A 22,240-nucleotide genomic window follows, 5' to 3' on the forward strand; every position below is an offset into this window, starting at 1 on the left:
GGGGGCCGGATCGAGGCTCAGTATTGGTGAAGCGCGGATTACATCAATCGAATTTTTTCGCCATCAATGTCAAAGAAAATTGACCATTTCTGCAGCGCCGCGGCCCATACTGCGGCCGGCATCCTCGGCCCCCGCGCCTCGCCCCGGCACCGCCGCGCAGGCCGACCGGACGCCGTCGAAGACAGGTTTCCCCCGACCCGGAGGTAGCATGCGTTATCCCTCGATCACCGCCCTGCGCGCCCTCGACGCGGTAGCCCGCCTGGGCAGCGTGACTGCCGCGGCCCAGCAGCTGAGCCTGACCCGCAGCGCCATCAGCCACCAGATCATCAGCCTGGAACAGAGCCTGGGTTTCGCCCTCACCGAACGGGTCGGACGCGGCATCGGCCTGACCTACCAGGGCCAATGCTATGCCCGCGAAGTGCGGCGCATCCTGGCCGATATCCAGGACGCCGGCCGGCGCTTCGACGGCCAGCAGGTGTCCGGCAAATTGCGCATCAGCTGCAACCCGGGATTCGCCAGTTTCTGGCTGTGCAATCACATCAACGGCTTCCTGCGCCAATACCCCCAGGTGCAATTGCAGGTGGTCAGCCCCCGCACCCAGGACGACACCAGCGACGCCGAGGCGGACCTGTTCATCGCCTACGGCATCGGCGACTGGCCGGGGCTGATGGTGGAACAGATCGTCACCCTGCGCTTCTCCCCGGTGTGCAGCCCGCGCCTGATCAACGCCATCGGCGGCCTGAACAGCCCTCAGGACCTGAGCAACTTCCCGTTGATCCACATGAGCGACCCCACCGACTGGCGAGTCTGGCTGGCGGCCGCAGGCGCTACCCAGGTCAATGCCGACAGCGGCATCACCTTCTCCGATGCCCATTGCGCGCAGTCGGCCTGCATTGCCGCCCAGGGCGTGGCCATTGGCGACAACCTGCTCAGTGGCGATGCCCTGGCCCGCGGGCTGCTGGTGCGCCCGTTCGATATCGCCATCAGTGCCCTGCGTGGCTACTTCCTGGTGATCGACCCGGCCAAGGCCGAGCGAGCGGTGGTCCAGGCCTTCAGTGCCTGGCTGAAAAACCAGTTGCAGACCAGCGCCCAGGGCATCACCGACGCGCCGCCGCTGGAGCCGTGAAGGCTTCGGCGACTGGATAATTTCACTCACCAATGAGACAAAAATTAATCCATTGATGTCGCGTTGCTTTTCACAATAATGAGCTCACCGCCTGCTTCGACCACAATAAAAACTTCATCTTTCAGGCCGGTTATCTGGGAGAACACTGCAGTGTCCAGTAGTCCTTCGACTCAACTCAGCGCCCAAGGAATCTGCCAGTACTACGGCAACTTCACCGCCCTGGATGGCATCGATCTCGACGTTCGCCAAGGCGAGTTCCTGACCCTTCTGGGCCCCTCCGGCTCAGGCAAGACCACCCTGTTGATGATCCTCGCGGGCTTCCTCAGTCCCAGCGCCGGCAAGTTGCTGGAGCACGGGGTCGACATCAGCCGCCGCCCGGCGGAAAAGCGCAACTACGGCATGGTGTTCCAGGGGTATGCGCTGTTCCCGCACATGAGCGTTGCCGACAACGTCGCCTACCCGCTGCGGATCCGCGGGATCAAGGCCGAGGAGCGCCAGCGTCGGGTCAAGCACATCCTCGAAGTGGTGGGCCTGGGCGCCCACCTGCACAAGAAGCCTTCCGAACTGTCCGGCGGCCAGCAACAACGAGTGGCCATTGCCCGGGCCCTGGTGTTCGAACCGGACATGCTGCTGCTCGACGAGCCGCTGTCGGCCCTGGACAAGAACCTGCGCGAGCAGCTGCAGAGCGAGTTGCAGCGCATCCACCGCCAGGTGGGCACCAGCTTCGTGTTCGTCACCCATGACCAGGGAGAAGCCCTGGCGCTGTCGACCCGCATCGCCATCTTCAACCAGGGCCGGCTGTCCCAGGTCGATACCCCGCAAGGCATCTATGACCGCCCCAACAGCCGCTTCGTCGCCGAGTTCCTCGGCAAGATGAACCTGTTCCCCCTGCAGGGCATTTCCCGCAATGGCAACCAGGCCAGCGGCCGCTGCGGCGACAACCCGCTGCACGCCGCAACCTCGGGTGAAATCAGCAACCAGCCACAACTGCTGGCCGTGCGCCCGGAACACATGATGCTGCACACCGAGCGTCCGCAGCTGGGGGATCACAACGTGCTGCCGGCGTGCCTCGGCGAACGGGTCTACCAGGGTTCCAGCACTCATCTGGCGCTGAACATCAGCCCGGAACTGGCACCGGTGAACCTCTCGGTGCCCGGCGACCACCCCGGTGCCCGCCTGCCCAGCGGCACCCCGGTGTGGCTCAGCTGGCCGGTGCGCAACAGCTTCCTGCTGGAAGCCTGAGCCGGCGCGCCCACCCCCCAAGCTTCTGCCCAGGGTTTTCGTAAAAAACCAACAATAATCGGCCGTCGCGCAGTGCGTCGGCCTCGCGAGGACTTGCCCCATGAGCCAGCACCATCAACGCGACTGCATTGAAATCCTCATCGAAAAAGCCCGTGGCGGACAGGTCAGCCGCCGCACTTTCATCCAGGCCATGGGCCTGCTGGCGGCCGTGCCCCTGGCGCTGCGCAGCGGCATCAGCTGGGCGGCGGACAAACCCCTGGTGGTGGTCAACTGGGGCGGCGATGCGCTGAACGCCTTTCGCAGCGCCTGGACCGACAGCTTCACCAAGAGCACCGGGATTCCGGTGCGCATCGACGGCGCCGGCCCCACCGAAGGCGCCATCCGCTCGCAACTGGCCAGCGGCCGCCCAAGCTGGGACGTGGTCGATGTGGACAGCTACAGCGCCATGACCCTGGGCCGCGACCAGGTGTTGCAGCCCCTGGACTACAGCATGGTGCAGCGCGACCTGGTGGCGCCTTCGCTGTCCCACGAGCACGGCATCGCCGGCTACCTGTTCAGCTACGTGATCGCCTGGGACAGCCAGAAGTACGGCGACAACGGGCCGAAGAACTGGGCGGATTTCTGGAACGTGGAGAAATTCCCCGGCAAGCGCACCCTCTACAAGTGGATGAACGGCATGCTCGAAGCGGCGCTGCTGGCCGACGGCGTCCCGGCCGACCAGCTATACCCGCTGGACGTGCCCCGGGCCCTGCGCAAGATCGACGAGCTCAAGCCCCATGTCCTGTCGTTCTGGGGCTCGGGCGCCGAGAGCCAGCAACTGATGATCGAGGGCGAAGCCTCCATGGGCGCCATCTGGCACACCCGCGCCACCCTGTTGCACGAAGACAGCGAAGGGCGCATCAAGTGGGGTTTCGATAACGCCTTCCTCAATGCCAGCAGTTGGGGCGTGCTCAAGGACAACCCGGCGGGCAAGGCCCCGGCCATGCAGTTCATCCAGCACGCCCTGCAACCGGCCGGCCAGCTCAAGCTGTTCGAGGCCCTGGGCAACGGTCCGTCCAACGCCGCCACCCAGCAACTGATGAGCGCCGAACAGCGGGAGATCAACTGCGCCTCCGAAGCCAACATGAAGAAGCAGATCTTCCTCGACACCCAGTGGTACGCCGACCACTACTCCAGCACCCTGGAGCAGTACCTGACCCACCTGTCCAAGTGAGCCGTCGACCATGAGTACAACCCGAACCGCGCGCCTGGAACGCAGCCTGCTGCTGTTTCCCCTGCCGCTGCTGCTGGTGGTGTTCTACCTGTTGCCGTTCTTCGGCGTGGTGAGCTGGAGCTTCACCCTGCCCGAGCCCGGGATCGAGCAGTACCAGCGCATCGCCACTGACCCGGCGATCCACGACATGCTCCTGCGCACCCTGCGCCTGTGCCTGACCGTGAGCCTGCTGGCCCTGGTGATCGGCTACCTGCTGGCCTACTGCTGGGTGTTCAGCCCGCCGTTCTGGCAGCGCATGGTGGAGATCTGCGTGTTCATCCCGTTCTGGATCTCGGTACTGGTGCGCGCCTTCGGCTGGCTGATCGCCCTGCGCAGCAACGGCGTGGTCAACGACAGCCTGCTGTCCATGGGCTGGATCGATCATCCCCTGCAACTGACCCGCAACGAACTGGGGGTAGTGATCGGCATGCTGCACTTCATGATCCCCTATGCGCTGTTCCCCCTGCTGTCGAGCATGCGCCAGCTGGACCAGCGCGTGCTGCTGGCCTCCCGCGGCCTGGGGGCCGGCGCCCTGCGCACCTTCTGGCAAGTGCTGCTGCCGCAGACCCTGCCGGGGTTGCTGGGGGCCTTCATCATGGTCTTCGTGTTCTGCCTGGGCTTCTTCATTACGCCGGTGCTGCTGGGGGGCGGGCAGACGGTGATGATCGCCGAGTACGTGTTCCTGCAGATGTTCCAGACCAGCAACTGGGGCCTGGGCGCCGCCCTGAGCCTGGTGCTGCTGACCCTGGTCAGCGCGCTGATCTGGCTGCTGATGCGCATCACCCGTGTCAATCGACTGGTGGGTTGAGGTCACTATGAATACACATCGCACTGCCCTGAGTACCCGACTGATCGCCGTGGTCGCCATGGCCTTCATGCTGTTCCCGCTGCTGACGGTGATCCCGGTTTCCTTCACCGCCAAGCGCTACCTGTCGATGCCCGACGGCAATTGGTCGCTGCGTCACTACGAGGCGCTGCTGAGCAACCCCGACTGGCTGTCGAGCATCGGCCAGAGCCTGGCGATCGCCAGCGCCACCAGCGTTATCGCGACCTTGCTGGCGGTGAGCTTCAGCCTCGGCATCTGGTACCTGCGCTCGCGCCTGGCGACCCTGCTGATCGGCCTGGTATTGCTGCCCATGGCCATTCCACCGGTGATCTCGGCGCTGGTGCTGTATTTCATGGAAACCAACCTCGGGCGCATTGCCCCGGGCTGGGGCTACGACACCCTGCCGGGGGTGGTGATCGCCCACGTGGTGATGGTGGTGCCCTACGGCGTGGTGACCATGCTCGTGGCCCTGAGCCAGGTCGATCGGCGCATCGAACTGGCCTCGCGCAACCTCGGCGCCAGCCTGATGCAGACCACCTTCCTGGTGATGCTGCCCAACCTCAAGCTGGGGATCTTCTCCACTGCGCTGCTGAGCTTCGCCCTGTCCTGGGAAGAGGTGGCGGTGACCCTGTTCATCACCAGCGTTGACGTCAACACCCTGCCCCGGCGGATCTGGAGCGGGCTGCGGGATAACGTCGACCCGAGCGTGGCTGCGATCTCCGTGCTGCTGATCGGCCTGACCCTGCTGGTGCTCATGGGCCGCCTGGCCTTGCAGTACGCCGCCCAGCGCCGCGCTCGCCCCTAGCGCCCCCTGTGGCGAGGGCGCTTGCTCGCGCTGGCTGGCGAAGCCAGCCCAATGCCTGCGTCGCGGTTGCTGCCGACGAACCGCGGACGCAGGCGCTACGGCCGCTGCGCGCCCGAGCAGGAGCAAGCGCCCTCGCCACAACAGCCCCTTGGCCCGCCCTCCCTGCGCGCCTGTCTATTCATCGCGCAACTGACCGAAGTCAGCACTCAGCGCCGGCGTTTATCCGATAGTCGGCGGCTCCGCGCGCCGGCTTGTCCAGGCTCTTCTAGACTCAACGGGTAGTCGTATTTGGAACTGAGCAAGTCGCTTTCGTGCGGATGATTCAAAGGCAGCGTGTCAAGCTGCCCTTTATGCCCTGAACAGGTGCGGCAACGACCGCGCCGGGTACAACAAGATGCCCATTCAGGGTGCATGGCCACCGGCCTGAACCGCCGCGCTACCGTGACGTGGCAACAAGTGCCGCAGCCGACACTTTCGGACCGCCGACAACCACCAGGTGTGTCCGTGACCGTGAGGATTGCTGTATGCCTGATGAAACGCTGCACCTGCCTGTGATCCACACCTTGCTGGAACGCCACAAGGGCGTCCCGGGTGCGCTGTTGCCGATCCTCCACGCCCTCCAGGAAGAGCTCGGCTATATCCCCGATCTCGCCATCCCCGAAATCGCCCACGCCCTCAACCAGAGCCAGGCGGAAGTGCGCGGGGTGATCAGCTTCTACCACGACTTTCGGACCACCCCACCGGCACGGCACATCCTGCGCCTGTGTCGCGCCGAATCCTGCCAGAGCCGCGGTGCCGAACAGTTGGCCGCGCAATTGCGCGAGCGCCTGCAACTGGACGACCACGGCAGCAGCAGCGATGGCAGCATCAGCCTGCGGCCGGTGTATTGCCTGGGCGCCTGCGCCTGCTCACCGGCCCTGGAACTGGACGGCCAGATGCATGCGCGGGTCAGTGCCGAGCGCCTCGACGCGCTGCTCGAGCGTTGCCTGGAGGATGCGTGATGCCCAGCCTCTACCTGTCCTGTGATTCCCTGGCCCGGGCCGTGGGCGCCGACCAAGTGGCCGCAGCCATCGCCACCCAGGCCGAACCGCGCAACCTGCAACTGCAACGCACCAGCTCCCGCGGCCTGTACTGGCTGGAGCCGCTGCTGGAAGTCGACACCCCGGACGGCCGTCTGGGCTTCGGCCCGCTGACTGCCGCCGATGTCCCTTCGCTGCTCGATGCCCTGCAAGGTGATGCCAGCAACCACCCCCTGGCCCTGGGCCGGGTGGAAGACCTGCCCTATCTGAAGAGCCAGCAACGCCTGCTGTTCGCCCGCGCGGGCATCACCCGGCCACTGTCCCTGGCGGACTACCGGGCCCACGGCGGCTTCGAGGGGCTGGCCCAATCCATCGCCCTGGGGGGCGACCAGACCGTGACCGCCGTGCTCGACTCCGGCTTGCGCGGTCGCGGTGGCGCGGCCTTTCCTGCCGGGATCAAGTGGCGCACCGTGCGTGACACACCGCCGCAGCAAAAGTACGTGGTGTGCAACGCCGACGAAGGCGACTCCGGCACCTTCGCCGACCGCATGCTGATGGAAGGCGACCCGTTCCTGCTGATCGAGGGCATGGCCATTGCCGGCCTCGCGGTTGGCGCCAGCTACGGTTACATCTACGTGCGTTCGGAATATCCACAGGCGGTGGCGACCCTGCGCGAAGCCATGGAAATCGCCCGGGATGCCGGTTACCTGGGAGCCAATGCCGGCGGCAGCGGCCAGGCCTTCGACCTGGAGGTACGGGTCGGTGCCGGGGCCTATATCTGCGGCGAGGAAACCGCCCTGCTGGATTCCCTGGAGGGCAAGCGCGGCCTGGTTCGCGCCAAGCCGCCGATCCCGGCCCTGCAAGGCCTGTTCGGCCAACCGACCCTGGTGCACAACGTGCTGACCCTAGCCTCGGTGCCGCTGATCCTGGCCAAGGGCGCGCCGTTCTATCGCGATTACGGCATGGGCCGCTCCCTGGGCACCATGCCCTTCCAGCTGGCGGGCAATGTGCGCCACGGTGGCCTGGTGGAACGAGCCTTTGGCCTGACCCTGCGCGAGCTGGTGGAAGGCTACGGCGGTGGCACTGCCAGTGGCCGGCCACTCAAGGCCGCGCAAGTGGGCGGCCCCCTGGGCGCCTGGGTGCCGCCCGCGCAGTTCGATACGCCACTGGATTACGAAGCCTTCGCCGCCATGGGCGCGATGCTCGGCCATGGCGGCGTGGTGGTGGCCGACGACAGCCTCGACCTGGCCCGCATGGCGCGCTTCGCCCTGCAGTTCTGCGCCGAGGAATCCTGCGGCAAATGCACCCCGTGCCGCATCGGCTCGACCCGCGGCGTGGAGGTCATCGACCGCCTGCTGGCCGCCCCCCAGGCCGAGGAGCGCGAACACCAGGCGCTGATCCTCAAGGACCTGTGCGACACCCTGCAATACGGCTCGCTGTGCGCCCTGGGCGGGATGACGTCCTACCCGGTGGCCAGCGCCCTGAAGCACTTTCCCGCCGACTTCGGTCTGCAGCCCTCGGAGGCCGAGCAATGATCACTCTTTTCGACCCCGCCACAGACATCGACCTCAACGCCGTTGACCTTGGCACCCCGGCCCGGGACAGCCAGGTGCAAATCAGCCTGAACATCGACGGTCGCAGCATCAGCGTGCCCCAGGGCACCTCGGTGATGCGCGCCGCCGCGCTGATGGGCACCAGCATCCCGAAACTCTGCGCCACCGACAGCCTGGAAGCCTTCGGCTCCTGCCGCATGTGCCTGGTGGAGATCGACGGCATGCGCGGCTACCCGGCCTCCTGCACCACCCCGGTCAGCGAAGGCATGGTGGTGCATACGCAAACGCCGAAGCTTGCGACCCTGCGCCGCAACGTGATGGAGCTGTACATCTCCGACCACCCGCTGGACTGCCTGACCTGTTCGGCCAACGGCAACTGCGAACTGCAGACCGTGGCCGGCCAGGTGGGCCTGCGGGAAGTGCGCTACGGCTACGACGGTGCCAACCACCTGCAGGATCAGAAAGACACCTCCAACCCCTACTTCGACTACGACCCGAGCAAGTGCATCGTCTGCAACCGCTGCGTGCGCGCCTGCGAAGAAACCCAGGGCACCTTCGCCCTGACCATCAGTGGCCGGGGCTTCGAATCCCGGGTCGCGGCGGCCGGTGGCGACAACTTCCTGGACTCCGAATGCGTGTCCTGCGGCGCCTGCGTGCAGGCCTGCCCGACCGCGACCCTGATGGAAAAGAGCGTGGTGCAAATGGGCCAGCCGGAGCGGGCGGTAATCACCACCTGCGCCTACTGCGGCGTGGGTTGTTCGTTCCGTGCCGAGATGAAGGGCGACCAGCTGGTGCGCATGGTTCCGGACAAGAATGGCCAGGCCAACCATGGCCACTCCTGCGTCAAGGGCCGCTTCGCCTGGGGCTACGCCACCCACCCGGACCGCATCACCAAACCGATGATCCGCAAGCACATCAGCGACCCGTGGCAGGAGGTCAGCTGGGACGAAGCGGTGACCTACGCCGCCAGCGAACTGCGGCGCATCCAGTTCAAATATGGCCGCGATTCCATTGGCGGCATCACCTCCAGCCGCTGCACCAACGAAGAAACCTACCTGGTGCAGAAACTGGTGCGGGCGGCCTTCGGCAACAACAACGTCGATACCTGCGCCCGGGTCTGCCATTCGCCCACCGGCTACGGCCTCAAGCAAACCCTGGGGGAATCCGCCGGGACCCAGAGCTTCGACTCGGTGATGCAGGCCGACGTGATCCTGGTGATGGGCGCCAACCCCAGTGATGCCCACCCGGTGTTCGGCTCACAGCTCAAGCGCCGCCTGCGTGAAGGGGCCAAGCTGATCGTCATCGATCCGCGACGCATCGACCTGGTGGACTCGGTACACGCCCGCGCCGAGCTGCACCTGGCCCTGCGCCCGGGTACCAACGTGGCCATGCTCAATGCCCTGGCTCATGTGATCGTCACTGAAGGGCTGGTCAACCAGGAGTTCGTCAGCGCCCGCTGCGAACCCGAGGCCTTCGCCCTGTGGAGCGACTTCGTCAGCCGTGCCGACAACTCGCCGGAAGTCCTGGGGGCCATCTGCGGCGTGCCTGCCGCGGATATCCGCGCCGCCGCGCGCCTGTACGCCACCGGCGGCAATGCCGCGATCTACTACGGCCTGGGCGTGACCGAGCACAGCCAGGGCAGCACCTCGGTGATGGGCATCGCCAACCTGGCCATGGCCACCGGCAACATCGGCCGCGAAGGCGTGGGGGTGAACCCGCTGCGGGGCCAGAACAACGTCCAGGGCTCCTGCGACATGGGCTCCTTCCCCCACGAGCTGCCGGGCTACCGGCATATCTCCAACCAGACGGTGCGCCAGCAGTTCGAGCAGGCCTGGAACGTCACCCTGCAGGCCGATCCCGGGCTGCGCATTCCCAACATGTTCGAGGCGGCCCTGGGGGGCAGCTTCAAGGGCCTGTACTGCCAGGGCGAGGACATCGCCCAGAGCGACCCCAACACCCAGCACGTGACCGCTGCCCTCTCGGCCATGGAATGCGTGGTGGTGCAGGACATCTTCCTCAACGAAACCGCCAAGTTCGCCCATGTGTTCCTGCCGGGCTCCTCGTTCCTGGAGAAGGACGGCACCTTCACCAACGCCGAGCGCCGGATCTCCCGGGTGCGCAAGGTCATGGAGCCCCTGGGCGGCAAGGCCGACTGGGAAGGCACCCTGGCCCTGGCCGCGGCCCTGGGCTATCCGATGAGCTACCACCATCCTTCGCAAATCATGGACGAGATTGCCCGCCTGACCCCGACCTTCAGCGGTGTCAGCTACGCCAGCCTGGACCGTCACGGCAGCCTGCAATGGCCGTGCAACGACGCCGCGCCGGACGGCACGCCGACCATGCACATCGATGAGTTCGTACGTGGCAAGGGGCGCTTCATGCTCACTGGCTACGTGCCCACCGACGAGAAGGTCAACGGCCGCTATCCATTGCTGCTGACCACCGGCCGGATCCTCAGCCAGTACAACGTCGGCGCCCAGACCCGACGCACCGACAACGTTGCCTGGCACGCCGAAGACCGCCTGGAAATCCACCCCACCGACGCCGAAAGCCGGGGCATCAACGAAGGCGACTGGGTGGGTATCGGCAGCCGCGCCGGGCAGACCGTGCTGCGGGCCCGGGTCACCGAGCGGGTAGCGCCGGGGGTGGTCTACACCACCTTCCACTTCCCCGAGTCGGGGGCCAACGTGATCACCACCGACAACTCCGACTGGGCCACCAACTGTCCGGAGTACAAGGTCACGGCGGTGGAGGTCAGCCGGATCTATCACCCGTCCGAATGGCAGAAACGCTACCAGGCCTTCAGTGATGAACAGCATCGTCTGCTGGATGAACGCCGCCGCTCCCGTGGCGACAAGGCACAGGTGCGCCGATGAGTACCGCCAGCCTGATCAAGATGGCCAATCAGATTGCCTCGTACTTCGCCAATGAACCGGACCAGGTGCAGGCGGTGCTCAGCGTGCGCAACCACATGCAGATGTTCTGGACCCCGGGCATGCGCAAGGAACTGCTGGCCTGGCAGACACAGCAGCAAGGCGCCGAACTGCATCCCCTGGTGCAGAAAGCTGTCAGCGAAGCCGGCTGGGAGGCCTAGGCAAACCACGCCCTGGCCTGTTGCAACAGGCCAGGGACAACCTCGCAACCACTCACTGACCGGGGCAACGGCGCTCCGCCGGCGGCCGGGATTGCACCGCCAGCGGCAGGGTCGCCCCCGGTTTGCTCAACGGCAGCAACTGATAGACCGCGAACGCGCACAGCGCCTGCACCTCGCCGCCCGCCACCGGAACGTAGTTCAAGCCGACGAAGGCTTCGTAGCTCTTGCCCGGCTCGAACAGCACCACCTTCTTCACCTCGGGGCAGCTGCGATAGGTGCTGCCATATCCGCCCGCCGCCACGCCCCCGCCCTCCAGCAGGAAAGGCCGCCCCGCCGGTACCCGGTACTCGGTGGCGATTTCGTTGTAGGCCCCCTCGCCCATGCGGATTGCGCCTACATAACTCGGCAGTTTTGGCGCGAACCGGGGCAGCATGTCGATCTGCCTGGGAACCTGGGGGAACTGCGGGTCGTTGACGTTCGGCTGGTGATCACTGAGGAACCGCCCGGCCTTGGCCAGACGCCGGCTATCACCCTGGCAGCCGGCATAGGCGTCGCCCCGCACCTCACCGTTGGTGATCACCCGCAGTTGCGCCAGCGGCGCCCCCAGGGGCGGCTCCGAATACGGCGCCACCGGTTTCACGCTGCAGGCACCGAGCATCCCCAGCGCGGCCACCAGGGTATATTTTCCGACATCCATCACTGACTCTTCCTTTGACTGAACCTGGCTACTGATCTGGGCAGGCTATCGGCCGCCTGCCCACAGCCTTCACTCACCACCAGGAGAGAAATGCCGCCTCGCCACTTGCTCCAAAACGCAAGCCGGCTTGTGTCCCTGGAGATGTAAGGCGCAAAGCGTCCAGCCTACTCTTGGCCGATCTGCCTGAAACAACAAAAACAACCAGGGAGCATCCGTAATGACACTCGATTATGCAGTCATGTTGGTCTACGTCCTGCTGATGGCCGGCCTCGGCTGGTGGGGCATGCGCAAAGTGAAGAGCCAGGACGACTTCCTGGTGGCCGGGCGCCGTCTCGGGCCGGCCCTGTACCTGGGCACGCTGTCGGCGGTGATGCTCGGCGGCGCCTCCACCCTCGGCTCGGTACGCCTGGGCTACAGCTTCGGCATTTCCGGCCTGTGGCTGGTATTCATGCTGGGCCTGGGGATCATCATCCTGAGCCTGGTGTTCTCCCGGCAGATCGCCCAGTTGCGGGTGTTCACCGTGACCCAGATTCTCGAACAACGCTACCAGGCCTCCTCGCGGTTGATCGGCGGCTGCGTGATGGTCGCCTACGATCTGATGGTGGCAGTTACCGCCACCATCGCCATCGGATCGATCACCGAAGTGGTGTTCGACATTCCACGCATCCCGGCAATCCTCTGCGGTGGTGGCCTGGTGATCTTCTATTCGGTGATCGGCGGCATGTGGTCGCTGACCCTCACCGACATCATCCAGTTCGTGATCATGACCCTGGGCATCTTCTTTGTCCTGCTGCCCATGAGCGTCGGCCAGGCCGGCGGCCTGGAAGCTCTGCAGGCCAACCTGCCGGCGGGCTTCTTCGAGCTGGGCAACATCGGCCTGGACACCATCCTCACCTACTTCCTGCTGTACTTCTTCGGCGCCCTGATCGGCCAGGACATCTGGCAGCGTCTGTTCACCGCCCGCAGTGAAAACGTGGTGCGCTACGCCGGCCTCGGCGCCGGTGTCTACTGCATGTTCTACGGGGCCGCCTGTGCCCTGGTGGGGGCCGCTGCCAAGCTGTTGCTGCCGGACCTGGCGGTGGCGGAAAACGCCTTCGCCGAAGTCACCCGCAGCGTGCTTCCCGCCGGCCTGCGCGGGCTGGTGGTCGCCGCAGCCCTGGCCGCCATCATGTCCACCGCCAGCGCCTGCCTGCTGGCTTCGGCCACGGTGCTCAAGGAAGACATCTACAGCCGCTTCCTGACCCAGGGCCGGGAAAACCACCTGGCCAGCAGCCGCTGGATCACCCTCGGCCTGGGTCTGGCGATGCTGGTCATGGCCTGCCTGGTCAACGACGTGATTGCCGGCCTGAGCATCGCCTACAACCTGCTGGTGGGCGGCCTGCTGGTCCCCATCATGGGTGCCCTGCTGTGGCAGCGCGCATCGGCCAGGGGCGCCATCGCCTGCATGGTCACCGGCAGCCTGACGGTGATCGGCTTCATGGCCCACGACGGCATCCTGGCCAACACCCCGATCTACTACGGCCTGGGGGTCAGCCTGCTGACCTTTGTCGGCGTCAGCCTGCTGAGCCCGGCGGCACCGGCACTGCGCAGCGCCACCGAATAAGCCCTTCACTGCGAACAAGGAGTCACCCCATGTCCAAGCCCTTTCCCCAACCCGTGGACGCCGCCCTGGTGCCGCGCTTCGCCGGTATCCCGAGCTTCATGCGCCTGCCGCTGTTCGATGACCCGACGCAGGTCCAGATCGCCCTGGTGGGCGTGCCCTGGGACGGCGGCACCACCAACCGCGCCGGCGCCCGGCATGGCCCACGGGAGGTGCGCAACCAGTCGAGCATGATGCGCAAGGTGCACCACGTCAGCCGCATCGCGCCGTATGACCTGGTGCGGGTCGGCGACCTCGGGGATGCGCCGGTCAACCCCATCGACCTGCTGGACTCGCTGAAACAGATCGAAGGCTTTTTCAGCCAGCTCCAGGAAGCCGGTGCAGTGCCCCTGGCCGTAGGCGGTGACCACCTGGTGACCCTGCCGATCTTCCGCGCCCTGGCTCGCCACCGGCCCATCGGCATGGTGCATTTCGATGCCCATTCCGATACCAACGACCGCTACTTCGGCGACAACCCCTACACCCACGGCACACCGTTTCGCCGTGCCATCGAAGAAGGCCTGCTGGACCCGAAACGCACAGTGCAGATCGGCATCCGCGGCTCGATCTACTCCGCCGACGACGAGGACTTTGCCAAGGACTGCGGCATCCGCGTGATCCACATGGAAGAGTTCGCCGACATCGGCGTCGAGGCCACCCTGGCCGAAGCTCGGCGCGTGGTGGGCGACGGCCCGACCTACATCAGCTTCGATGTCGACGCCCTCGACCCGTGCTTTGCACCCGGCACCGGCACCCCGGAAATCGGCGGCATCACCACCCTCCAGGCCCAGCAACTGATCCGCGGCCTGCGCGGCCTGAACCTGATTGGCGCCGACGTGGTGGAAGTCTCGCCACCCTTCGACCTCGGCGGCGCCACCGCCCTGGTGGGGGCGACATTGATGTTCGAGTTGCTGTGCATCCTGGCCGAGTCGGTGGCGCAAGGGCGCGCAGGAAAGCCGTAGCGGCGGCAATACAAGTACCCAAGGAACCCGGCAGACATACCCGGGCCTATGGGAGTCAAACCTCCCTCTGATAACCGTGTTTCATGTCTCGCATGGGAAATCGGAGGGAGGTACAGATATACAGCGTCCATTTGAAACAGGCTAAAACCCAAAGCATTATTTAAATAAGTTCAAATTTCAGCCTGATATTCCAAGAGCGCTGTTACTTGGCAACTTCCTTGGTTTTCTTGTGCGCCCGCGCGGATGTCTTGTAGGCGGAATCAACTTTCTTCTTGGATTCATCCAAGTGCTTGCGCCAGTCGCCCTTGAGCTTGGAAATCACCCCATCCCGCGAGTGCTCATGGGCGTGGACCGCCGACTGGTGGCGCTCCGCCAGGTGTTTGTGGTGGATGGCCGCCTCCTCATGCTTCTTTGCCGCTTCGTGGTGCTGGATAGCCGTGAGATGGTGGTGCTTGATAGCTTCCTTCGACATGACGATCTCCATTTAATTGACATAACTCCTATAAACCTTCGGAAATATCTGTTTCCCCAAAGGCCTGCCATCAAACTTAGACCAGTAGTTTTTTAATTCCACTCTTTGGGACATACGGTCGCACTTCATTTAAAAAACAATGTTTAAAAACCAATTAAGCGCAAGAACAGATAAAAGCTCCAGCTGCCAGAGCAACAGGTTGGAACACTGCCTGTATAACCTCAGAGGAGGTGGCTGCCTGTGACATAGCCGGGGTCCGCCAGGCGGATGAGCGAATAAACCCCGCGGGGTCACCCTCGAACCAGCAGCTGTCACCCAATCCTTAGCTGGCGGACGAAAACCCGGGGGCCTGCAAAAATAGTCAGATTTCAGGGGTTTACAGAACCTCGCCAATCGCTATAATCGTCGCCCTAACACGCCGGTATAGCTCAGTTGGTAGAGCAACTGACTTGTAATCAGTAGGTCCCGGGTTCGACTCCTGGTGCCGGCACCATACAAAACAAAGCCCTCGCAGCGATGCGAGGGCTTTGTTGTTTCCGGGATCAAAAAATCTGTCCCAACGCCTTCAGCTGCGTTTTTGATTCCGGTATCGGAGAGCTTCAGACTCCCCCACCAGCCCCTCCCTCACCCAACGAACACAGGCTCCCTCTCAGGAACCTTGGTTCGCCCTTCGCTGACCACGGGCACGCGCTCAACCCACTGACAGCCCCTGGCTTCAGCTGAATTGGCACAATGGCCTCATCCTTGTTGCAGCCGTGCCCTGCCTGCCCCCCTCTGTACAAGGTGCGGTCTGCAGGTCGGGAAACGCCGATGTTGTCGCTGATTCGCCCCTTGTGTTTACTGCACGGTCGTCGGCACGACTGTGGCAAAGGTTTTGCGCTAGTGTTTCCCTGCGGACCCGGACGGTTTTCACGTGCATTGCCTTCAAACCAGGTGCAAACGCTCATGACCCATGCAACGCCCTCCATCAAACTCAGCACGCTTCAGCAAATAGCGCCCTACCTGAGCATGCGTGGGGTGTCGCCACTGGAGTTCTTCCGGCGGTACGGTATTTCCCCTCAGGTTTTTCAATACCCGGATGCCTGGGTGCCACGGGCGACCTGCTTTCATATAGCCAATGAAATGGCCGCGGTCGCACAGGACCCTTTCGCCGGTGCAACGGTGGGGCACCTGATCGAAGTACGCTCACTCGGCGCCTGGGGCGAGTTGATCCTGGGCTCGTCCACTCTGGCTCAGGCGTGCGCAGTGGCGGCGATCCATACAGACTTACTGCATCAAGGAAGCGACGTAAGAATCGTCACCGAAGGCCGTACGACGAAACTGATCCAGCAGTTCACCGGACAGCACGGGGCAGATCCGCAGCAGGTCATTCTCGGCACTCTGGCGCTGCTGAGAAAAGTACCGCTCATGTCCGGTGAGCCATGCGCCATCCGTGTGCATCTGCAAAACCCGAGGCAACGAGGAGATGAGGCGCTGGAGGAATACCTGGGGCCGAATCTGCACATGAACGCGCAGCACAACATGATCGAGTTCGACCGTGAATTGCTCGACACACCGCTGCAACCCAGCCGGGATGAGGCCTGGAAAGTCACCGAGGCCTTGAAGTCGACCGCGCAAGCCGCCGGCGTGCTGATCGAGCGGATCGGGGATCAGGATCGATCCAAACTTACCGCTATTTCAAGCAACATCGGCTTGTCTTCGCGAACCCTACAGCGGCGTCTCAAATACTGCGGCATCGACTTCGAAGACCTGCGGGACGAGACCCGTCGTAGCGAAGCGCTACAACTGATTGCCTGCGGTAAGTACAGCGCAACCGAAATTGCCTACATGGTTGGCTACAGTGATCAGGCGCACTTTACCCGAGCCTTCAAGCGCTGGACCGGAAGCTCGCCGTCGCGCTACCGCACCCTCTTGAAAGATGATCGCTAAGCTCTTCGCCTGACCCTCCCGCCCCACTATTGGGCGCCTTTCAGTGGCGGCCTTCGCAGCACTTGCTCGCGGTACTTTTGGCACCAAATGGCAAGTTTCCAACGGGGTGTTCTTATACAGTCTGAAAAGGTAATGCCCACTTAAAAGAGCTAGAGGTTTACATGCCCGATTCATCCACGGCCTGCATCGTCGCCCTGACGCTGGCCACTTTTGCCAGTGCAAATGCTCAGTCGTTCGCTGACACGACGATACCGGTAAGTGTCGATAACTTTGCACGTGCCGAGTCCGATCTCTATATGGGCAAGAGTGTGAAGAGTGGAGGCTTGGGCCGGTTTGTTCATAGCCGCGAACCGGTTGCCATCGATGCTCAGGATGTCATCCGAATGAACAGGGACACGCTGTATTCATCAGCGGTGTTCGATCTCGATGCTGGCCCGGTGACCGTCACATTGCCTGAAGCCGGTAAGAGGTTCATGTCGATGCAAGTGGTCAACGAAGATCACTTTGTGCCGGCCGTCATTTACGGGCCCGGCCGCCATACGCTGGCGAAAGAGGAGATCGGCACACGCTATGTATTTGTCGCGATCCGACTGTTCTTCGACCCCTCGGATCGCAACGACCTTGAGCAAGTGCATGCACTGCAGGACGCAATCCAGGTCAGCCAGGCCAGGCCGGGGGAGTTCATGGTTCCGAAGTGGGATCAGGTGAGCCAGAAAAAGATGCGTGATGCCCTGGCTGTCCTGGGTTCGACCCTTCCCGACTACAACCAGTCCTTTGGTCCCAAAGGCAGGGTCGATCCGATCCGGCACTTGATCGGAACCGCTACGGGCTGGGGCGGCAACCCGAGCAGGGACGCCATCTACCTCGGAGCAGTATTGCCGCACAACGATGGGAAAACCGTCTACCGCCTCAAGGTTGAACAGGTGCCGGTCAAGAGTTTCTGGTCTGTGAGTGTTTACAACGCAGAGGGGTACTTTCAGAAAAACCCCTATGACGCCTATTCGTTGAACAACCTCACTGCCAAGAAAAGTGCTGACGGTTCAATTGTCATCCAGTTCGGTGGTTGCGACGCAAAGACCGTTAATTGTCTGGTTACGACACCTGGCTGGAACTATACGGTCAGGCTCTATCGACCGAGCAACGAAATACTCAGTGGCCAATGGCGCTTTCCCCAGCCAGAGCCGGTCGCTTTATAGATTCGATTATTCGAGCAAGTGCGGGTTTGTCGGAATGACGGACTACTGCCCTCGACACTTGTAAACACCCTGTGGTGATCAATCAGGCCAGCGTCTTGCGTCGCGGCTTTACAGGCCTGCACTCGCCTCAGATACCAGCACTTCCAAGTTGAAGAGTACTTATCAACTCAGGAATGGCTCTGCACTACAGAGTTCACATTCAAGGAAATGAACAATGACACTCAAAGATCATTCACATTCTTTCAGGTCTCCCGTGTTGTTCTCCCTAAGTACAGCCCTTGCATTGATGCTGGTGCCGCCTGCCCACGCGGCCCCGGACGATTCAGCCGGCGCACCATCCGTGACGGTAGGCGGTGGCTTGGCTGTTGGCCCGCTGTACCAAGGCTCCTCCCACTACGCGGCCTTCCCTTCACTGAAACTCAAGGCGCTCATGCCCACCCAGGACTGGGGCACCTTTACCGCGGCGTTCCCCGAGGGCCTGCGCTGGGACTTGCCAGGGCTGGCGCCTTTCGGGGTGGCGCTGCTGATCGGTTATGACCAGGGACGCAAGGAGCGAATCCATACCCTGGACGGCCGGGATGACTACTTGAAAGGAATGGGCAACCTGGACAGCACCGCCCTGGTGGGGGCGGAAGCGTACTGGATCCTGCCGGCCGGCCGACTGTTCGTGCGCGGCCTGCAATCGACCCAGGACCGCAACTACGGCGGCGAAAGCCTGGGGCGCACGGCATACCTGGAAGCCGGGGTCGCCACCACCTACCCGCTGTCTTCGACCTTGACCCTGGACTCGACGCTGTACGGCACCTGGAGCAACGAGAACGACATGATGGCGCGCTTCGGCGTCACGGCCCAGCAAGCCGCACGCACCCGGTTCGATGAGTACCACCCGGGGGGCGGGATGCGGGACGTGACCCTGAAGCTGGGCCTCACCTGGCAATGGCAACCACAGCTGGCGCTGGAGGGCGGCATCAAGACCTACGCCCTGGTCTCCGACGCCCGCGACAGCCCGCTGACCGGTGACAAGGTCGGGGCCGGGGCCTACCTGAACGCCTTGTACCAGTTTTGATAGCCGTGGTCATGGACAGAGAAGGAAGCGATCGATGAAAAAAACACCTCAACCGTTGGCGGTGACGCTGTCTCTGGCCGGCTTGCTGTGGTCGGGATGGGCGCCGGCCGAGGAGGCTGCCACGAAAGTCACCGACCCTCACTTCAAGCTGGCACCAGGCTACCTCGACCCCGCTGACTTGCCCGTGCGCCTGGCCCTGCTCGGGGCCCCGCCAAAACCGGACTCCGCAGCACTGGCGCGGGATGAAGAGGCACGGCATGCGGCGCTGGCGCTGCGTGGCACAAGCCGCGAGAAGCTGGCGGCAAACGATGCGGAGCTGTCATTCCCCGGCCCGGCGAAAACCTTCTCTTGCGCAATGGGCACGCCGATCAGCGAAAACAGCACACCCCATCTCTATACCTTGATGCAGCGCACCCTGACGGATGCGGGTGGCTCCACCTACGCCGGCAAGAATGCCTACAACCGCACCCGCCCCTTCGTGGTGCATGACGAAGGGACGTGCCGCAAGGACATGGAGCCCCTGCTGCGCACGGACGGTTCCTGGCCCTCCGGCCACTCCGCCGCAGGCTGGGCCTGGGGCCTGGTCCTGGCCGAGATCAACCCGGCTCGCGCCACCGAACTGATGACCCGCGGCCTGTCATACGGCCAGAGCCGGGTCATCTGCGATGCCCACTGGCAGAGCGACGTGGACGCTGGCCGCATCATGGGGGCTGCCACGGTGGCCAGCCTGCATGGCAATCCGGCGTTCCTGGCAGACCTGGCGGCCGCGAAGGAGGAGGTCAAGGCGGCGCAACAGGCCGGTCTGAAGCCTGCCGAAGACTGCGCGGCAGAAAGCGTGGCTCTTGAGCTGACCCAGCACTGATCGGAGAAACAGCATGATCCACCGTGACCACCGGCCTTCAGCGTTGCCCCATCGGCACACCTGCCTGGCACTGCTGCTCGCTGCCTTGACGGTCGCCGGAGCCGGCCTGCCGCTCGTGGCCAAGGCGGCAGACGATGATAGCTGGCGATTCAACGGCGGTCCTTACGTGTGGGGCGCCGGGATCCGCGGGCACGTCGGCCACCGCAACACCGGGAGCCAATTCATAAAGTCCGACTTCTCGGACATCGCGCGCAGTGTCGACATGTCGGTGATGCTGATGGGCGAGGCACGGCGCGGCCCCTACAGCGTGCTCGCCGACCTGATGTACATCGACACCGACACCCGCAACCGGCTGCCCGCGAGCGTCCATGCCTCCAAGCTCGAGGTGCAAAGCAAGACCGCCTCGGGTTTCCTGGGGGGCGGCTACCAGGTGCTGGGGGATAACGATCATCGGTTGGACATCGCCGGTGGCGTGCGCATCTGGTACAGCAGCACCCGCATCACCCTGCACGGTGGACCGGCCAGCGGCCTGTCGGGCTCCGACCAGGCCACCTGGGCCGACGCGATGGCCGGCCTGCGCGGGCACTACGCGGTGAATGAGCGGTTCTGGTTGTCGTCCTGGGGCATGGTGGGCGCCGGCCAGTCGCGGGAAGACTGGGACCTGGCAGCACTGGCGGGCTGGGAGTTCCTGCCGGGCTTTTCGGCAGTGGCCGGCTACCGGGCCATGGGGGTCAATTATCGCCATGACGGGTTTGTCTACGACATTGTCCAGAAGGGGCCACTGCTGGGGATCAGCGGGCGCTTCTGAGCCTTGCATGGCAAGGCTCCCACCAGGCATGCGCTTCATGATCCAATAGCCGCCGACTCCCGTTGCATGCAGGCCGCCCATGAAGCCCATCGTCGTATCGATCCTGACCCTGTCGCTCCACTCCATGCTGTTCAGCGCCCCGGCCCTGGCCGGCGACGCTGAAACCGGCGGCAAGCTGTTCAAGCGGCTGTGCAGCGGCTGCCACAATATCGGGCCCTCGGTGCGCAGTTCGTTCGGACCGCAGCTCAACGGCATCATCGGCCGTAGCGCAGGCAGCGCCGCGGACTACCAGTACTCGACGGCGATGAAATCCTCGGGCATCGTCTGGACCCGGGAAAAACTCATCCAGTACCTCGAAGACCCGAAAGCCGTGGTGCCCGGCACCCGGATGATTTTCTGGGGCCTGAGCGATGAGGAAAAGATCGATAATCTGCTGGCCTACCTGCAAACGTTCCAGTCTCCCTGACCCTCTCCGCGCTTCCCCACAAGGATGTTTCGATGAAGTTACCCCTGCTGTCCCTGGCAGTCATGGGCCTGTCCCTGGCGGTGTTCGTGCCCGCTGTCGACGCCGCCGGTTTCGACTGCAACAAGGCCTCGACCCTGATGGAAAAGACGGTCTGCGACACTCCGAGCCTGTCCGCCAGCGACGATGAGCTGAACAGCCGCTACAAGGCACTGAAGCACTTGAAGATGTTTCGCCTGTTGCAGGCGCGCTGGCTGCAGGAAGTGCGCGACACCTGCGACTCCAGCGATTGCCTGGCAGCGGCCTACCGGGCCCAGTTGAAGATGCTCGCGCCGCAACCGTTGCCGATCCCGCCAGCCCCGGCCAAGGGCCAGTTGCTGCCGCAGCCGCCCACCAGTCAGTACAGCCTGCTGGATCCCGACGGCTGGCAGCGCTATACCCTCGCCACCTTCAGCGCCGCGCCACCGCAAGGGGACCAGCAGATTGTCGATGCCCAGGTGATCGGCGGGGTACTGCATGTGGTGCTGTTTGTCGGCCAGTATCAACAGGGGCTGAGCGGCTATGTCGGCACCCTGTACGAGTACGTCGACGACCAGCCCGGCCTGCATCCCATCGCCCGGGATGTGCGCTTTGTCGGCTGGGCCCTGCCGGGGTCCAACGACCAGGGGCCGCGCTACGCCGGGATAGTCGACGGGGTGTTCTACTATCGCCAGCGCATCGGCGACGAACTGCAGCAGGGCATGAGTTATCGCCTGGGCTCGCGCAGCGCCCCCGAAGCCAGCCAACGGCTGTTCCAGTCGCTCTCCAACACTCAGCGCCACGCTTGGGCGCGGGTGGCGCAGAGCCTCAATGAAGAAAACTACAGCCTGTCCCTGGACTACGACCAGCAGAGCAACGGCACCTATTCGGAGAACGTCACCGAGCACAACGACGTCGAGTCGGGCTGGAGCATCGTCAACCCGACCTGGAGCGAAACCCGCCCGGTGATGTACTTCGACAACGAGGGGCCCAGGGCCTGTATCTGGCGGGTGGATGTGCAGCGCAAGCTGCTGTCCAAGATCGTCCCGGAACATGAGGCGATTTCGGCACGGCCGGTGGATATCCATGGCCGTGAGGCGGTGGTGTACCTGGAGGGCAACCAGTTGAAATTCGCCCTCAATCCCGACGACTGAAGGCCACGGGCGCCAAACGCCAGGGCTCGCGAACCGCCGCGCCCTGGCGTTTACCCG

20 protein-coding genes and 1 tRNA gene are annotated in these 22,240 nt (G+C 64.1%); 19 read left to right on the forward strand and 2 right to left on the reverse strand.

Annotated features, from left to right (window positions below; translation table 11 throughout):
• Nucleotides 1-208: 208 nt before the first annotated feature.
• The 9 genes from U873_RS0111575 to U873_RS0111615 all read left to right on the forward strand — a co-directional run bounded on the left by U873_RS0111575 (nucleotide 209) and on the right by U873_RS0111615 (nucleotide 10,917).
• Nucleotides 209-1,126, forward strand: coding sequence for a LysR substrate-binding domain-containing protein (locus tag U873_RS0111575; RefSeq protein WP_025128416.1), 918 nt, complete (start codon nucleotides 209-211; stop codon nucleotides 1,124-1,126).
• A 150-nt stretch (nucleotides 1,127-1,276) separates the two neighbouring features.
• Complete coding sequence (locus U873_RS0111580; RefSeq protein WP_025128417.1) at nucleotides 1,277-2,368, forward strand: ABC transporter ATP-binding protein; 1,092 nt, start codon at nucleotides 1,277-1,279, stop codon at nucleotides 2,366-2,368.
• A 100-nt stretch (nucleotides 2,369-2,468) separates the two neighbouring features.
• Entirely contained in the window at nucleotides 2,469-3,581 is a 1,113-nt protein-coding gene (locus U873_RS0111585; protein WP_025128418.1) for an ABC transporter substrate-binding protein, read from the forward strand.
• 10 nt (nucleotides 3,582-3,591) lie between these two features.
• Complete coding sequence (locus U873_RS0111590) at nucleotides 3,592-4,428, forward strand: ABC transporter permease (protein ID WP_025128419.1); 837 nt, start codon at nucleotides 3,592-3,594, stop codon at nucleotides 4,426-4,428.
• Between the two features lie 7 nt (nucleotides 4,429-4,435).
• Complete coding sequence (locus U873_RS0111595) at nucleotides 4,436-5,251, forward strand: ABC transporter permease (RefSeq protein WP_025128420.1); 816 nt, start codon at nucleotides 4,436-4,438, stop codon at nucleotides 5,249-5,251.
• A gap of 524 nt (nucleotides 5,252-5,775) precedes the next feature.
• Complete coding sequence (locus U873_RS0111600; RefSeq protein WP_025128421.1) at nucleotides 5,776-6,252, forward strand: formate dehydrogenase subunit gamma; 477 nt, start codon at nucleotides 5,776-5,778, stop codon at nucleotides 6,250-6,252.
• Entirely contained in the window at nucleotides 6,252-7,805 is a 1,554-nt protein-coding gene (locus U873_RS0111605; protein WP_025128422.1) for an NADH-quinone oxidoreductase subunit NuoF, read from the forward strand. The genes U873_RS0111600 and U873_RS0111605 overlap by 1 nt, the downstream gene beginning before the upstream one ends.
• Nucleotides 7,802-10,699, forward strand: coding sequence for a formate dehydrogenase subunit alpha (gene fdhF, locus U873_RS0111610; protein WP_025128423.1), 2,898 nt, complete (start codon nucleotides 7,802-7,804; stop codon nucleotides 10,697-10,699). The genes U873_RS0111605 and fdhF overlap by 4 nt, the downstream gene beginning before the upstream one ends.
• Entirely contained in the window at nucleotides 10,696-10,917 is a 222-nt protein-coding gene (locus U873_RS0111615; protein WP_025128424.1) for a formate dehydrogenase subunit delta, read from the forward strand. The genes fdhF and U873_RS0111615 overlap by 4 nt, the downstream gene beginning before the upstream one ends.
• A 52-nt stretch (nucleotides 10,918-10,969) precedes the next feature.
• On the opposite strand, the gene U873_RS0111620 is transcribed toward U873_RS0111615, so the two are convergent.
• A complete protein-coding gene (locus U873_RS0111620) occupies nucleotides 10,970-11,614 on the reverse strand; it encodes a hypothetical protein (protein WP_025128425.1) in 645 nt (214 codons plus the stop codon).
• Nucleotides 11,615-11,831: 217 nt separating this feature from the next.
• Between U873_RS0111620 and U873_RS0111625 the strand changes: the two genes are divergently transcribed.
• Both U873_RS0111625 and speB read left to right on the forward strand, forming a co-directional pair.
• On the forward strand, nucleotides 11,832-13,217 hold the full coding sequence (locus tag U873_RS0111625) for a sodium:solute symporter (protein WP_025128426.1): 1,386 nt from the start codon (nucleotides 11,832-11,834) through the stop codon (nucleotides 13,215-13,217).
• Nucleotides 13,218-13,246: 29 nt separating this feature from the next.
• Complete coding sequence (speB, locus tag U873_RS0111630) at nucleotides 13,247-14,215, forward strand: agmatinase (protein ID WP_025128427.1); 969 nt, start codon at nucleotides 13,247-13,249, stop codon at nucleotides 14,213-14,215.
• A gap of 202 nt (nucleotides 14,216-14,417) precedes the next feature.
• Here the strand turns inward: speB and U873_RS0111635 are convergent, their stop codons facing one another.
• A complete protein-coding gene (locus U873_RS0111635; protein WP_177330262.1) occupies nucleotides 14,418-14,687 on the reverse strand; it encodes a hypothetical protein in 270 nt (89 codons plus the stop codon).
• Between the two features lie 417 nt (nucleotides 14,688-15,104).
• Here U873_RS0111635 and U873_RS0111640 point away from each other — a divergent pair.
• The 8 genes from U873_RS0111640 (at nucleotide 15,105) to U873_RS0111675 (ending at nucleotide 22,183) form a co-directional block, all read left to right on the forward strand.
• Nucleotides 15,105-15,180, forward strand: a tRNA-Thr gene (locus tag U873_RS0111640).
• A gap of 452 nt (nucleotides 15,181-15,632) precedes the next feature.
• Nucleotides 15,633-16,616 (forward strand): AraC family transcriptional regulator, encoded by a 984-nt coding sequence (locus U873_RS0111645; protein WP_025128429.1) that lies wholly within the window; start codon nucleotides 15,633-15,635, stop codon nucleotides 16,614-16,616.
• Nucleotides 16,617-16,777: 161 nt separating this feature from the next.
• Complete coding sequence (locus U873_RS0111650; protein ID WP_025128430.1) at nucleotides 16,778-17,812, forward strand: DUF1254 domain-containing protein; 1,035 nt, start codon at nucleotides 16,778-16,780, stop codon at nucleotides 17,810-17,812.
• Between the two features lie 214 nt (nucleotides 17,813-18,026).
• Nucleotides 18,027-18,878 carry a MipA/OmpV family protein gene (locus U873_RS0111655; protein ID WP_025128431.1) on the forward strand — a complete coding sequence of 284 codons (852 nt, stop codon included), beginning with the start codon at nucleotides 18,027-18,029 and terminating at the stop codon, nucleotides 18,876-18,878.
• Nucleotides 18,879-18,912: 34 nt separating this feature from the next.
• Nucleotides 18,913-19,740, forward strand: a complete 828-nt coding sequence (locus U873_RS0111660; RefSeq protein WP_025128432.1) for a phosphatase PAP2 family protein — start codon at nucleotides 18,913-18,915, stop codon at nucleotides 19,738-19,740.
• A 13-nt stretch (nucleotides 19,741-19,753) separates the two neighbouring features.
• Complete coding sequence (locus U873_RS0111665) at nucleotides 19,754-20,548, forward strand: hypothetical protein (protein WP_025128433.1); 795 nt, start codon at nucleotides 19,754-19,756, stop codon at nucleotides 20,546-20,548.
• A gap of 79 nt (nucleotides 20,549-20,627) precedes the next feature.
• Nucleotides 20,628-21,014, forward strand: coding sequence for a c-type cytochrome (locus tag U873_RS0111670; RefSeq protein ID WP_025128434.1), 387 nt, complete (start codon nucleotides 20,628-20,630; stop codon nucleotides 21,012-21,014).
• A 32-nt stretch (nucleotides 21,015-21,046) separates the two neighbouring features.
• Nucleotides 21,047-22,183, forward strand: a complete 1,137-nt coding sequence (locus U873_RS0111675) for a lysozyme inhibitor LprI family protein (protein ID WP_025128435.1) — start codon at nucleotides 21,047-21,049, stop codon at nucleotides 22,181-22,183.
• Nucleotides 22,184-22,240: the final 57 nt, after the last annotated feature.

The organism is Pseudomonas sp. PH1b (assembly GCF_000633395.1).
Classification (GTDB): Bacteria; Pseudomonadota; Gammaproteobacteria; order Pseudomonadales; family Pseudomonadaceae; genus Aquipseudomonas.